Source organism: Nonomuraea sp. LPB2021202275-12-8 (assembly GCF_037044575.1).
In the GTDB taxonomy this organism is placed as follows: Bacteria; Actinomycetota; Actinomycetes; order Streptosporangiales; family Streptosporangiaceae; genus Nonomuraea.
Genome location: NZ_JBAHWD010000001.1, coordinates 1 through 13838, shown reverse-complemented (window position 1 = coordinate 13838; position 13838 = coordinate 1). Strand labels below are relative to the sequence as shown.

Annotated in this window: 11 protein-coding genes and 3 pseudogenes; 7 read left to right on the top strand and 7 right to left on the bottom strand. The window is 67.2% G+C overall.

Annotated elements, in window-relative coordinates:
- Window positions 1–46 precede the first annotated feature (46 nt).
- Both V5E28_RS00080 and V5E28_RS00075 read right to left on the bottom strand, forming a co-directional pair.
- Complete coding sequence (locus tag V5E28_RS00080) at window positions 47–241, bottom strand: hypothetical protein (RefSeq protein WP_336203720.1); 195 nt, start codon at window positions 239–241, stop codon at window positions 47–49.
- Window positions 238–1176: an NAD-dependent epimerase/dehydratase family protein gene (locus V5E28_RS00075; protein WP_336203719.1), complete on the bottom strand. Its 939-nt coding sequence runs from the start codon at window positions 1174–1176 to the stop codon at window positions 238–240. Before V5E28_RS00075 ends, V5E28_RS00080 begins: the two co-directional genes overlap by 4 nt.
- Before the next feature lie 148 nt (window positions 1177–1324).
- Here V5E28_RS00075 and V5E28_RS00070 point away from each other — a divergent pair, with 148 nt between their 5' ends.
- The gene (locus V5E28_RS00070) at window positions 1325–2305 is read left to right on the top strand and encodes an AraC family transcriptional regulator (protein WP_336204897.1); all 981 of its coding nucleotides are present in this window, start codon (window positions 1325–1327) and stop codon (window positions 2303–2305) included.
- A 171-nt stretch (window positions 2306–2476) separates the two neighbouring features.
- Here the strand turns inward: V5E28_RS00070 and V5E28_RS00065 are convergent.
- Window positions 2477–4184 (bottom strand): annotated as a pseudogene (locus V5E28_RS00065) (transposase); the annotation flags it as partial.
- A gap of 738 nt (window positions 4185–4922) precedes the next feature.
- On the opposite strand from V5E28_RS00065, the gene V5E28_RS00050 reads away from it, so the two are divergent.
- On the top strand, window positions 4923–5411 hold the full coding sequence (locus V5E28_RS00050) for a transposase family protein (protein ID WP_336203715.1): 489 nt from the start codon (window positions 4923–4925) through the stop codon (window positions 5409–5411).
- 374 nt (window positions 5412–5785) lie between these two features.
- Here V5E28_RS00050 and V5E28_RS00045 read toward each other — a convergent pair whose 3' ends face one another.
- The 3 genes from V5E28_RS00045 to V5E28_RS00035 all read right to left on the bottom strand — a co-directional run bounded on the left by V5E28_RS00045 (window position 5786) and on the right by V5E28_RS00035 (window position 8789).
- On the bottom strand, window positions 5786–6874 hold the full coding sequence (locus V5E28_RS00045) for a hypothetical protein (protein ID WP_336203714.1): 1089 nt from the start codon (window positions 6872–6874) through the stop codon (window positions 5786–5788).
- Window positions 6875–7000: 126 nt separating this feature from the next.
- Complete coding sequence (locus tag V5E28_RS00040) at window positions 7001–7645, bottom strand: response regulator transcription factor (protein ID WP_336203713.1); 645 nt, start codon at window positions 7643–7645, stop codon at window positions 7001–7003.
- Window positions 7638–8789 carry a sensor histidine kinase gene (locus V5E28_RS00035; protein WP_336203712.1) on the bottom strand — a complete coding sequence of 384 codons (1152 nt, stop codon included), beginning with the start codon at window positions 8787–8789 and terminating at the stop codon, window positions 7638–7640. Before V5E28_RS00035 ends, V5E28_RS00040 begins: the two co-directional genes overlap by 8 nt.
- 539 nt (window positions 8790–9328) lie before the next feature.
- On the opposite strand from V5E28_RS00035, the gene V5E28_RS00030 reads away from it, so the two are divergent.
- Window positions 9329–10135 carry a hypothetical protein gene (locus V5E28_RS00030; RefSeq protein WP_336203711.1) on the top strand — a complete coding sequence of 269 codons (807 nt, stop codon included), beginning with the start codon at window positions 9329–9331 and terminating at the stop codon, window positions 10133–10135.
- 46 nt (window positions 10136–10181) lie between these two features.
- Window positions 10182–11195, top strand: a complete 1014-nt coding sequence (locus V5E28_RS00025) for a radical SAM protein (RefSeq protein WP_336203710.1) — start codon at window positions 10182–10184, stop codon at window positions 11193–11195.
- Window positions 11196–11561: 366 nt separating this feature from the next.
- Here the strand turns inward: V5E28_RS00025 and V5E28_RS00020 are convergent, their stop codons facing one another.
- The gene (locus V5E28_RS00020; RefSeq protein WP_336203708.1) at window positions 11562–12194 is read right to left on the bottom strand and encodes a hypothetical protein; all 633 of its coding nucleotides are present in this window, start codon (window positions 12192–12194) and stop codon (window positions 11562–11564) included.
- Between the two features lie 591 nt (window positions 12195–12785).
- Here V5E28_RS00020 and V5E28_RS00015 point away from each other — a divergent pair.
- The 3 genes and pseudogenes from V5E28_RS00015 to V5E28_RS49385 form a co-directional block, all read left to right on the top strand.
- Window positions 12786–13004, top strand: coding sequence for a hypothetical protein (locus V5E28_RS00015; RefSeq protein WP_336203706.1), 219 nt, complete (start codon window positions 12786–12788; stop codon window positions 13002–13004).
- Window positions 12968–13081: pseudogene (locus V5E28_RS49390) on the top strand (IS5/IS1182 family transposase); the annotation flags it as partial. The gene V5E28_RS00015 and the pseudogene V5E28_RS49390, both read left to right, overlap by 37 nt.
- A 148-nt stretch (window positions 13082–13229) precedes the next feature.
- Window positions 13230–13838 (top strand): annotated as a pseudogene (locus tag V5E28_RS49385) (transposase); the annotation flags it as partial.

The window sequence follows — 13838 nt, the reverse complement described above, 5'->3', positions numbered from 1 at the left end:
CGATCTGTTCTGGGGATTCGGTGCCGCGCTCGCCGTGCCGCCAGGGTCAAAGCTGACGGCGACGAACCCTGCCTCGGCCAGCTGCCAGAATGGGCAGGTACTCCTCCTTGGTTGAGGTCAGGTGCGGCAGCCACAACGCCAGCGGAGCCCGGGAGCGCCGCGGCTCGGGCTCGACCCACGCCACGGGGATCTCCTTGACCAGCGTTCTGGCCACCTCACCGGCCCGGAAGGTGGTCGTCATCGGGCACTCCTCAGCGTGGTGGTGGCCGACTTGACGGTCTCGGCCAGGACGTCGTCGAGCGGGGCGGGTTTGAGGTCGAGTTCGCGTTCCGTCCGGGTGGAGTCCAGGACGTGCGGCTGCTGGTAGAGGTAACGCATCTCGGGAATCTCCGCCATGATCGGGTCGGTTTGGCCCAGCCGTTGCAGCTCCTCCTTCGACATGACGCTCAGCGCCGGTGCTGCCGTCCCGGCGATCTCGGCGAGCCGCGCGGTCAGCGTCCGGATCGACAGGTCGGAGGTGGACGGCACGTGCCAGGCGCGGCCGAACGCCCCGTCGTACCGGCTGGCGGCGACCAACGTGTGCGCCACATCACCGGTGTGGCTCCAACTGTGCGGCACGTCGAGATCACCGGGATAGGACACCGGCTGCCCGGCCAGCACCGCGGGAACGACCAGCATGGTGTAGAGCGAGGCGGCACCCGCGCCGAGGTATTCGCTGGCGCGCACTTCCGTGACGCGGACCCGGCCCGCCTGGTGGGCGGCCAGCGCGTCGATCCACATCTGCGCGCGGACCTGGCCCTTCACGGTCGTGGCCGCCATTGGCAGCGCCTCGGTGATGGGGCCGTCGACAGCCCCATAGCCGTAGGTGTTGCCCAGCATGATGTAGTCCGCGTCGGTCCGTTCCGCGGCCGACAGCAACGCCCCGGCCAGGGGCGGCCACTCGGCGGGCCACTGGTCATAGGGCGGCATCGCGCAGTTGAACAGGGCGGTCGCGCCCTTCGCCGCCTCCACCAGGGCCTCGACGTTCCTGGCGTCGACCGCCACCCGTTCGATGCGCGGATGATCCGGTCCGGCACCGCGCCGCGACACCACGCGCACGCGTTCCCCCGACTCGGCCAGCAGGCGCGCCACGGCACTTCCGGTGGGGCCGGCCCCCACCACGACATGCAACGACAAGAGAGTCTCCAAATCACCAAGGTCACGGACGGCGGCTGGCCGCCCGGAAGACAACCGTAGGATCGACCACCGCGACGAACCATGGCCGATGCTCTGCAATTCATGTCCGAACGTCTGAAGGAGATGGCGTTAAGGTGCTTCTGTGGACATGCTTAGCGACGTGCTCACCGCCATGCGCGGCGGCCGGCCTCACGCGGCGCGCACCCGCGCCCGAGCTCCCTGGGGAGTGCGCTTCCCGCCCGGGGATGGGGCGGGCTGCCACGTGATCCTGCAGGGCTCCTGCTGGCTGATGCCAGCCAACGGCACACCGCAGGCGCTGAACGTCGGAGACGTGGTCTTCCTCCCGGGAGTGACCGGCTACGCCTTGGCCGACCATCCCGACAGCCCGGTGGTGGAGTTCCGGCCGCGCCCCGACGACGGCGACGCCCCGCTCGACCAAGTACGCATCGACGGCGCCGGCCCCACCGCCACGCTGCTGTGCGCCGCCTACTACTTCGACCACGACCGAACCCATCCCCTGCTCGACGAACTGCCCGAGATCATCCGATTGCCGGCCGAGGTCGGCCGGCATACCTCCCTGCGAGCCACCGTCGAGCTCCTCGGCCGCGAACTGGCCACCCCGCAGGCCGGGACCACCGCGATCCTGACCTCGCTCATCGACATGCTGCTGCTGTTCATCCTGCGGGCCTGGCTCGACGAGCAAGCGGCCCGCACCCCCACCGGATGGGCCGCGATCTTCAACGACCCCGCCATGATGTCGGCGCTGCGTGCCATCCACACCCACCCCGAACGGTCCTGGACCGTCGAGGAACTCGCCGCCCTGGCCGGAATGTCCCGGGCCACCTTCGCCAAGCGGTTCGCCACCCTTGCGGGCCGCCCACCCCTGACCTACCTCACCTGGTGGCGCATGACGACCGCCGCCAGGCTCCTGCGCGAAGGCGACGCACCCCTGCGCGGCATCGCCGAACAAACCGGCTACACCTCGGAGTTCGCCTTCGCCAAGGCCTTCAAACGCCAGTACGGCCAAGCCCCAGGCCAGTACCGAAGGCAGACCCCGGGCACCGACGGGCAAGAACGACCTCGCCCCGACAGGGGCTCTGCGTATCTATTGACGTCTTCGAGCCGGTGATTCCCGACGAGGGCTGAGCGCCCCGCTCCGCCGTACCCCGTGTGACAAGTACGGCGGAGCGGCCTGAGGCGGCGTCCAGCGAGTCCAGTCAGGCAACGGGGGCCAGTCCTTCTTCCTAGGCCATCCGACCCGGCCCCAGCGCATTCGCCAACGGCACCAACGGCTGGGCGATCAAGCGGCCAGCTCGACGTCGGCGAAGTCGACCCCCTTCAGCAGGGGATCGAACGGATCCGGCCGATGACGTAGCTCGTCGGTGGCGTACGCGCCGAAGCGGCTGATATGGGCCCGCAGGTACGGGGCGATCTGGCCGAGCTGGTCGGCAGTGATGCTCCAGCCCTCGGCGACCAACTGCCGCACGACGTCGGAGATGTCCAGCGCGTTGTGGAAGACGACCAGGTTGGCCAGCAGCGTGTTGAACTTGATCAGTTTCTCCTGCTCTTCGGGGTCGTTGGCGGCCAGCACCCCGCCGAAGCCGAGCCACTTGGAGAACCCGTTGTAGGACTCGACCTTGTTGGTCGCCGCGGTGACCCGGGCCCGCAACGCCGGGTCGGCCAGATACCGCAGCAGGGCGACGGTACGTACGCTGCGGCCGGCCTCCCGGAACGCCTTGTAGATGCGGTTCTTGCGGGAGTTGTACCGCAGGCGTCGCATCAGCGTGGCCGAGCTCAGCCGGCCCTCGCTGATGGAGATGGCCACCTGCATCAGGTCGATCCAGTGCTTGTCGATCAGCTTCCAGTCGATGACGTTGCGGCCGCTCTCGCCGAACAGCTGGTCGATGTGCGGGTAGACGATCTTCTCCGAGGCGCGGAAGAAGATCAGGTCCTTGAAGTTGCGGATGCGCGGCATCAGGTCGAACCCGAACAAGGTGGCCAGGGTGAAGACCGGGAAGTTCTGGCCTTGGGTGTCGGCGTGCACGGTGGAGGGCTGGGTGTCGGAGGCATTCGCCAGCTGCCCCTCGATCAGGTGCACCGCCTCCCACACCCCGCACGGGATGAAGCGGGAGAAGAGCGCGACGTAGGTGTCGGAGATGTAGTGGTGGGCGATGCCGCCAAATCCTCCGTATCGGATGCTGGTCTCGGCCAGGAGATTATCGATGTAGGTGTCCACCTGGGTGCCGTCGGCGGCCACCGTGCTGCCATCCCCCCATGCCTGGACCACGTCCAGTTCGGCGAAGGCGTTGACCACATCGGCGATGGCGGCGTTCAGCTTCTTCAGGGTGATGTGCCGGTTGCGGACCATGGACAGCTCGTGGGCGGTGACGCCCGCGATGTGCTTGGCAGCCTCGTACGGGCCGATGTTGATGCCGCCGGTGAACACGGCCAGCGAGTACCGCCCCAGCTTGTCCTTGATCTTGGGGTCGGAGCCGGAGGCCGGACCGAAGTGGCGTTCGATCTCGGCCGCCAGCCGTTCGGCCTCGGCATCGCTGCCCTTACCGCGGCGGCGCTTGAGGGTGGGCACACCACCCTCGTCGATGACCAGGTCGGCGTTGTCGAGGTAGCCGGCGTCCAGGATGCGCGGCCGCACTCAAATGGGCGTCCTTGAGGTGGGCGACAAACCGTCAGGCGTATCGGGCAGCCCGACCTTCTCGCAGAACGCCGCCAGCCGTGGCTGGCACTCTTCCCAGGGCAGCAGGTGCGCGCTCCAGTCGGCGTACTCGTTCGAGCCGAGCACGGCCACATCCCCGGTGCGCAGTTCCTCAGCCAGGTAGCAGAACACCATCGCCTCGAAGTGCCGGCGCGCCACCATGCCGGGGCGGCGCCGGTCGGTCCTTCTTGAAGAACCGGTACACCGGCACCTCGTGCGCGTCGCCGTGGAAGGCGGCCACCTCCTCGATGTCGGCCAGCTGCGCGGCGAACCCGCCGGCCTGCTCCACCGCCGCCCGCACCGCCTGCACGCTGTGGGTCTGCACCACGAGCGCCGACAGCATCTCGCCCAGCGCCTGGACCTGCCTGGCGCCCGCCCCGCACGAGATCATCGCCTCCATCGCCCGCGCCACCGCCTCGACCCCGGCGGCCGAGGTCTCGCTGCCAGGGTCGAGACGTTCCAGCACCTGACGGTAGGTGCCGATCAGCCGCTCGCTGGTCGCGCGCCACAACGGCAGTCCGTCGGGTGCCGACAGGGCTTGGAGGTTGCCGGCGTGCTGGTGGGCCTTGCCGGAGTACCAGGCGTCGATGGGTTCGCCCTTGACGCTGAGGGTCTGCTCGGCGCAGCGATCGATGGGGATCAGGGTGCCATCGAGGATCACGTATGCCAGTCCTTCGGCTTGGGCGCGCTCGAGGGCTTCGTGCAGATCAGGGGCTTGAGCTGCGAGGACTTCGATGCCCTCGTGGAGGTAGCGGTAGGCGGTGGCTCGGGAGATGCGATGGTCACGGCCGAGCTTGGGGACATCGTGCTCGCCGCGGAACCAGCGCACCACCATGACCGCCTGCCGGAAAGGGCTCAAGGCTCGGCTGCCTTTCGGGGCAGGGCCTCGGCATAGTGGCATTGAAGGATGTTATGTCCGGTTCGCGGGATGACGGGCGCGAGGCGGGCCGGGTAAGTAAGCAGGCACGATCTTCGAGATCATGAGGTTCTCTACGCCAAATGATCAGAGAAGGCCGTGCCTGCCCCCTCATCATTGCCGATCAACCCTGTCCTGGACCAACTCGCCGAAGCGGCCTGCGACTGCAGGCCCGTCGTAGTCGCCGAGTACGCCAGCCTGCTGGATCAGCTACGACTGGTTCCCGATCCACGCGATCGACGCGGGATTCGACATGCGCTGGCTTCGATCCTGGCAGTGGCCGCGGCGGCGGTCCTGGCCGGAGCGCGGTCCTTTACCGCGATCGGTGAATGGATCGCTGATGCCCCGGTCCAGGTCCAGGCCGCATTGGAGGTCAGACGCGACCCCATGATCGGAGCTCATCGGCCACCACACGAGGCGACGATCCGCCGGTTGCTGGAGGTCGTCGACGCCGACCTGTTCGATGCGATCCTCAACACGTGGCTGACCGGCCGCCTGCGGACGCAGGCCGAGAACGCCCCGAAAACAAGCTCCACTACATCCGCGACGTCACCTACGGCGAAGACCACTCCCAAGCCCGCACCGGCAACGCACCCCGCAACATGAACCCCAGGTCGGATAGGGTGAGAGATGGTAAGGCGCCCGGGGCTCGAACCCGGAACCTACGGATTGAAAGCCGACGGGTTCAATGCCATCCGGTGCCGCGACGTGCCATCTCGTGCCGTTCTGTCGACCGGCGTCCCCGTGGGTCTGCCGGGTGATGCCACCGCGTGCCGGGCCGTACCGGGCACACGCGAGCAACCACCGAGCAAACATGGATTCCTTGACCGTTGCCCGTGTCCAAGGCGGTTCGGGTGACCTGCATGGTGCGGTCGCCGACGTCGGCCACCCGCCTCCGCCTCCGCGTCCTATGACCGGTCGGGTGGTCGGAAGGAATCCCGCCTCCCGACCACTGACGAAACATCGTGAGCCGCTTCATCTCATTGTCGATCCGTCGGTGCGGTGCGGCAATGTACACAGTCGCCCGTGCGCCGGTAGTAGTACGCAAGGGCCGCAAGACCGAGCGAGACGCCCCAGACGAGAAACGACGGGATGGGCAGGCCGAAGATCGGTCCCATTCGATAGCCTTCGATTTCAAGGGTCAGGCCGTTGGCGACGAACTCGGGCAGGCCGCGCGCCCAGGACAGGCCGACAGCGGTGACGCCGACCGCCGCAAGGCCCGCGAACGCCACAGGAAAGGCCACCGGGACAGGACGGCCGGCGAGCCCGAGAACCCAGCCCGGCCACACCTCTCCCCAGCGTCGCACCAGCCCTACGGTCAGGACGGAGCCGGCGGCGCACATTCCGACAAGGGCGAGTTCCATGCCCTTGGCGCCTGCTCCGCCGTTGGCGGATTCCATCTGCCGCAGGAACTCCGGGGGAACGCCGAGGGGAAGGTCCAGCACCCAGGCCAGCCGTACCAGCGCATAACCCCAGGGCGCGGCGGCGGCGAGATACGTGAGCATCCGGCCCCGGCGTAGCAACCATGCTTCCGCCCGTCCCCTGCCGCCCTCGGCCCCGCGACCGCAGTGGGCGCACGCCGATCTGCTCGCTCGCTGATAGGCCAGCGTGGCGCCGGCCCAGAGGAAGCCTCCGACCATGAGGATGAGGAAGTTCACCATCGGCCAGTCCATCTTGTCGAGCATCAGGAAGATGAGCGGGAACAGCACGACGGTGAGCGCGCGGATCTCGGGCAGCACCAGCACCAGGAGCGCGGCCAGGCCCCAACCGAAGAGGAGCAGGATCGCCCGCGGTCGTTTCGCCTGCTTGGACATCGCCCAGCCGGCGACCATGCCTGCCGCCCCGAGCGCGGCCATGATCGCACCAGTGACCGGCGCCGTCGCCTCGGCCAGCAGTGTTCCCTGGCCTGCGGCGTTGACGTCGCCGGCGCCGAAAGGGAAACCCGTACCGCCCAGCGCCCAGAACACGCCGAGAACAGCGTAGATCGCTGACCAGAGCCATGCGGCGCGGATGGTCCATATCGGCCACCGGCTCCATAACGACACCGGTGTTCGCTGGGTGATGGCCATGCTCGGGGCTCCTCTGCCGCCGGTGACATTTCAGGCCAGGATGCTCCCGGCTGAAGGCCTGGCACATCCTCCGTCACGGGGAGGCGCATCCCCTCAGGGGGGAGGCTCCGCGACTTCAGCGCCGGTCTACTCGACGTGTCCCGTCTCCCATGCCCAAGCCGCCAGCTCGACGCGGTTCCGCGCGCCCAGTTTGCGCTGGACGCTCTGTACGTGGGTCTTCACCGTGCTGGGTGCGATGACCATGGACCGGGCTATCTCATCATTGGACTGTCCACGCGCCAGCAGGCTGAGTACCTGCTTTTCCCGCTCGGTCAGAGGTTCACCGGTGAAGGTCTCGGCGGTGCCGGTTCTCCGGGCCAGGTGCCGCAGGAGCCGCACGGTGATCGAAGGGCTGACGAGGGCGTCACCGGCCATCGCTGCGTGCAGGGCTTCGATCAGAAGAGCCGGGCCGCTGTGTTTGAGCACGTAGCCGGAGGCGCCGTTCCGAAGAGCCGCGTAGACGTAGTCGTCGCTGTCGAACGAGGTGAGGATCACCACCCGCAGGGACTGCTGGGAGAGCAGCTTCGTGACCTCGATGCCGTCCAGGCGGGGCATCTCGATGTCGAGAAGGACGATGTCGGGACGGAGCCGCCGGGCCGACTCCACCGCCTCCACCCCGTCGGCGGCCTCGCCCGCAATGATGACCCCGTGGCTCTCCAGGATCATCCGCAGACCTGTACGAACGATTTTGTGATCGTCGGCGATGAGGACGCGTATCTCCGGCTCAGTCATCGGGCAGCAGTGTATCGACCGGGATTTCGGCCACCACCTGCCATCCGCCGCAGGCGAGGGGAGCGGCGGCGAATTGCCCGCCGAGCGACCTGACGCGTTCCTCCAGGGCGGAAAGGCCCAGCCGGGTGGTGGAGGTGTGAGCGGGGGTGCTGCTTCCCGGCCCGTTGATGACGCTGGTCGTCACGTTCGTACCGGTACCGACGACCTTCACCTCGACGGACCCGGCATCAGGAGCGTGCCGGCGGACGTTGGACAGCGACTCGATCACGATCCTGGCGAGCGTCGTACCCAGTCGCCTGGGCAACCTCTCTGCCAGCCCTGGTTCCAGCTGGAGCGTGGCGGGTACGGTGCCCAGTGCGGCGAAGTCCTCGACGACCCGGGGGAGATCTCCGAGGCCGGGCAGCCCCTCGTCCGTCGCGGCACCGTCGTCCAACTCGTGCAGCGCTCTGACCGTGGTGCTCAGCGAGGCCAGGGCTCGCTGGCCGGTCAGCTCGATGTGGCGCAGCGTTTCCCTTTCCCGGCCGGATGCGACCTGGCCCACTTGCGCGTGGATGACCATCTCTCCGAGGTCATGTGCGATGAAGTCGTGCAGGTCTCTGGCGAGGTTCAGCCGCTGGGCACGCCGAGCGCCGATCACCGATCGCACGCGCTCGGAGTCCAGCCAGCGCAGGTGCATCCCGATCACCACCGCCCCGGCCGCGCCGAGCCCCCAGAACGCGCACAGTCCCGCGGCTTCCAGCAGCGACGGGGCCGGGACCACACGCAGGATGAGTAACGACTCGGCCAGGCCGCTCACGAGCCCGGCGGCCACAGCCCGCCGTACCGGCGTGTTCCTGACCGTGACGATCATCATCAGCAGGAGGGCGAGCGTCTCCATGTACGCCCAGGCGCCCGCCCCGTCGCCGTACCGGTGAGCATGAAGGACGCTCACGCTCGCTGAGGCGGGTGCGATCACCGACAGGATGAGGGCGGCTCGGTGCCGAACTGAGCGCAGCGCGATGACCACTGCGGCCGCCGAGCACGTCACCACGGCCGACGCGATGGCCACCGGCGATGCGTCCGGTGTGATGAGCCGACCTGCGAGCGCACATACGATCAGCGCCGCGGCGATCGTGGCTACCCGCGTCCGTGTGGTCCAGTGCACCTTACGAGCCTACGGGCGGACCCTTCCCATGAGCAGTGGTGTGCCGTTTCAGAAGTCGTTACAGGGCGTCTGACCTGTAGGTCACCTTCTTGATCGGCTCGGCGTTGACCGGGGGCGTGCCCGGAAGGCAGGCAAGCGGCCTGCCGCTGCATGCGCTGCCCGTCGTGGCTGAGGGGGTTCTCAGCGTTCCTCAGTGAAATCAACGGTGCGGTGGAGCAGGCTTCCAAGGTCTTCTTCTCCAGCCCGCGGCCGCTCGTTCCTCGGCGCCACGGATCTCGGCCTGCCCGACGCCACGTGGCCGGGCGCGGCCGTATTGCTCTGCCCAGGCACACGTGCCTGCAGCTGCAGGCGGAGGTGCGCCATCCCGACGGCTTCACCTGCCACAGCCCGTTCACAGTGGTGTGCCGCGACAACTGACCCTCCCACCGTGAAGCTATCCCGGCGGCCCGAGAAGATGACGGAATCAGCTTCATGGGGTTGACGGAGTGTGGCGATCCCCTCATCATCCGGTTACTGGTCGTCGAGGCTGAGGAGACACGATGACCGAGCCACGCCGCGACGACCCGCTTGTTCTGGATGTCCGACGAGATGTCGCACGAGTTGACGGGGTCATGAGCCGGATTCTTGCCGATTCGGCGGCCTCGCAGGAATTCATCCGCGCTCCCAATGTGGTCCTGGCAAGGTATGGCCTGCATCCGGAAACCTCGCCGGAGATCCACGATCGTGTCAACAGCATCTTCTACGCGGTCCTGACGAACACCGAACTGCTCAACCTCGTGGCCGAGAATCTCTCTGGCTACGATGCTCGGGCCGATGAGAACGAGCCGATACTGCAGGCCGCGCTCCGGCGCGGGGAAATAGAGAACTCCGTCGAGCTCGACATGGCCGCCGTAGAGCACATCTTGAGCTCGCCAGACTTCATGCGACGCTCTTTCACCGTGACCCTCAACGATCTGAGCGATCGCGGTCTGCTCGTCGGGACCTACAGCCGTGAACAGATCAGCGACTACGTGGAAAGACTCGTCCAGGCCATCGTGGAGCGAAGGCCAGTGGCCGAGCATCCCGTGCTGGAGGCATGGGACGACAACTACGGGGTGGGCAAGGAGTTCGGCGTCGGCTTCTTCGAGGTCGCGCCGCCGATCACCGTCGCGGTTCCGGTGGAGGCGTTCGCCGAACTCACCGTCTACAACCACATCTACTCCTACACCCACCAGGTGATCGACAGAGCGACCACGCAGGCGCTGCGCGGCGACCCCGAGGCGGCCCGCCACCTTGTCACCACCGGTGCGATGATTCGGTTCGCGGGCGAGGTGATCGCGCATGCCCAGACCCTCGACCAGCTCTGAACAGCCAGACGACCGACCGACTGGGCGGCTGCTTCAGCCGGAAGTCGTGACGATTCTGGGAACGTACAAATGCACGGCTCGCTGTGAGAACTGCTGTTTCGACAGCAACCCGTTTTTGACGGAGCGACTGAGCCTGCCGGAGATTCTCCAGTTCATTCAGGAGGCCGCAGAGCTGCCCACCTGCAAGATGGTGGTGTTCTCCGGCGGGGAGTGTTTCCTGCTGGGTGATGACCTGGTTACGGCGGTGGCATACGCGACGAGCCTGGGAATGATCACCAGGTGCGTGACCAACGGGTTCTGGGCGAAGCACCCAGAACACGGCAGGACACGGCTCGAACCACTGGTGCGCGCGGGCCTGAAAGAGCTCAACCTCAGCACCGGCGACTATCACCAGCGCTGGGTCAGCCAGGACACGGTGGTCAACGCGGCGTGCCTGGCCACAGACTTCGGACTGCCCACCGTGATCATGGTGGAGCTCCAGCGCGAGCGGCGGGTCACGGCGGCGGATATCGCCGGCGACCCCCGGATGGCCGGGCGGCTGAAGCGGGACAACCCGAGCCTACGCATCCTGGAGTCGCCTTGGATGCCGATGGACCACAACGACATCATCGAGCAGTCGGAGAACCGGATGCTCAGCCAGCGCACCCTGCACATGCGGGGCGGATGCACATCCGTGCTCAACACAGTCGTGATCACCCCGCATCGCCGGTTCGGGTTCTGCTGCGGCCTGTCGCGTGAGAAGATCCCAGAGCTCAATGCGGACTGGGCGCCAGGCACGTTCAATGACCTTGTCGAGGCCGGCAACGCCGACTTCATGAAGATCTGGCTGTGGGTTGACGGGCCAGACCGCATTCTGGCTTGGGCGGCCACCAAGGATTCACGCATCGAATGGGAGAACCGCTACTCCCACCACTGCCAGACCTGTCTGGCTCTGTTCTCCGACCAGTACATCCGCGACGTGATTCGCGAGCACTACCGCGAGCGGGTGCAAGACGTGCTGTTCCGCTACACGATGCGGCTACGCGAGCAGCAGGGATTCGACACTCACCTGGCGCCCTGACATCCTCGCCTGGACTTGTGCGATCGGCCTGGGGCGCGGTATCGCAGCACCAAGGCGCGAATGGTGGGCCGGATCGGTGGTCGTCCCGGGCCGTGCTTGAGGTAGCTCCAGCGTCGCTTCACCGGGTCGGCGTGCCAGCGCAGGAGCGGCCGCGGTGTGACGAACAGGTGGCCTCGGCGGCGTCGGGACAGGAGCCGCGCCAGCGCGGAAATGACCGCCCGGTCCGCCCACGACGGCCGGGGAGCGGCGACCTGGCGGCGGAGCACAGCCAGCTGATGCCGCAGTACCAGGCGAGGTCGGGCTGTCGTCCGCTTACCGGATCTACGGCGTCGCAGATACGTCGTAGCAAGGACATTTGCCGCACGTTCAGGGCCGCCCATCGCTGCATACCTTCAGAGCAACGAAGCCGGCGGCGAGCTCCTGCAGACGAGGGCCGCAGAGCAGGACCGTGCCCTTGTGAGTGGAGGCGAGTCCTAGAAAAGCCACGATGCCAGCTCGCTCGGACTCCGGGATGTCCAGCCACTTGATCAGTGTCCACAGAACAGTTTGGCGGTGGGCTGTGGCCAGCGACGTGAACGCGGTTGCCAGGGGGATGCTGCTGGGGTCGCTCTTCAGAGCCGCGCGGTGGAGGCGGACCAGAGCCCTTTCTGGAGCTTGCTCGCCGAAGGTGCCACCGCACACCTCAGCGACCAGGTCGATGCGCTCCTGGGAGGGGTTGTTCGAGAGCCAGTTGTACAGGCGCCCGCGGATGTACGATCCGAATCTTGGATCGATCGCCGCCTTTGAGAGGGCCTGAGCGAGAGACGACCGCCGTTGCATGAGGAGCGCGTCTCGAAGTTTGTTGATGATCGCCTTGTCTCGGAAGAGGAGCGTCAGGTCCAGGAGTGCGTCGACGACTCGCCCAGCGTCGTCCGCTGGGAGGGCGGCTGCCTGCTCTACGGCCCATTCGGTCAGCAGGTCTCGGTGGAGCTCGCATTCGTCCCACAGGTGCCGGCGCACGGCAGTGGCCAGGCCGTGGCACTCGGGAGCCAGCTGCACCCTGTCCCGCTCGGAAATACGGTTTCGTGCTCTGAACTGGGATTCTGCTGCATGATCAGGGCAGTGGCTGCGACCAGCGCGAGGTGCTGTTGTCGCTTGTCTACCGGTTGGTGAGGTGCTTGTTCGGCCTGCTTGTGGTGCTGGTCCGCTCTGATCTGTCCAAGGACGTTGAGCTGCTGGTGCTCCGTCACGAGAACCAGGTCCTCCGCCGCCAGCTCGGTGGCCGGCTGCGGTGGGGTCGCGCCGACCGGCTCTGGCTTGCGGCGTCTCGACTGGTCCGCCGCGGCCGGTGGGCGGAGGTGTTCCCGGTCAACCCGGCGACGATCTTACCCTGGCATCGTGACCTCGTAGCGCGGAAGTGGTCCTTCACCGACCGGCGAGGTCCGGGACGGCCCGGCACGCGTCGGCCGGTCAAGGCGCTGATTGTTCAGATGGCGCGGGAGAACCCGACCTGGGGGCATCGGCGGATCCAGGGCGAGTTGGCGCGCCTGGGTTACCCGCTCGCGGCGTCCACGGATCGAGCACGGCGCCCGGAGACTGCACCTGGCCGGCGTGACCGCGCACCCGACCGGGGCATGGGCGGTGCAGCAGGTCCGCAACGTGGTGATGGGCCTGGGGGAGCGCGTAGCCGGACTACGGTTCTTGATCCACGATCGAGATCCGCTCTTCACCTCCGCCTTCAGGGAGGTCGTCACAGCTGAAGGGCTGCGGATCATCACCACTCTGGCGCGGACGCCGAGGATGAACGCCATCTGCGAGCGAGTCATTTGATCCACCTCGCGTCGATCAACAACCTGACCAAGCGCATAACGGACGAAACAACCGCAACCTGGCGAGACGCCTACTAGTAGTGCTTTGTTAGGTCAGCCTTTTGTGGCTGGTCGAGCGGGCTGGCTGGCGGTTCGATGCGGGGGTGACCCCGGAACAGCTTGTTGATGTCCGCGAGCAGGTGGAGATGTTCGCCGCCGAGGTGTTCCGCCCATTGACCCGCTCGGACCAACGGGCCAAGGCCGCCGCCTATCTGCGAGGACTGCCGTGGACATGCTTGATGAGCTGGCAGGTTGGGGGCGGAAGGCGCCGGTGGTGGGCGCTGATGCCGGATACGGCGACAACGCTCACCTGCGCGCCGCGCTGGACGAGCGCGGTCTGTCCTACGTGGTGCAGGTCAAGGGTGCGGTCACCGCCCACCGGGCCGATGCTGTAGTGCAGCTGCCTGCCTACGGCGGGCTCGGCCCGCGACCCCGGCTCGCGTTATCGCAGCACGCCCGTCAGCCTGCGTGAACACGTGCTGGCCGCTGGACGCGCCGCGGCGCAGACACTCACCTGGCGGGCCGGTTCGAAAGGTGATCTGACCTCGCAGTTCGTGATCCTCACGGTCCGGGTGGCCGGCCGCAGACCCCGCCTGGGCGATGACGGCACGCTGCCGGTCAGTCTCCTGATCGCGCAGTGGCCCCACGAGGAGTACGAACCGATCAAGTACTGGCTGTCCAACCTGCCCGTCCGCACGGCACCTGCTGACCTGGTCATCCTGGCCAAGATCCGCTGGCGGATCGAGCACGACTACCGCGAATTGAAGACCGCCTTGGGCCTGGACCACTTCGAGGG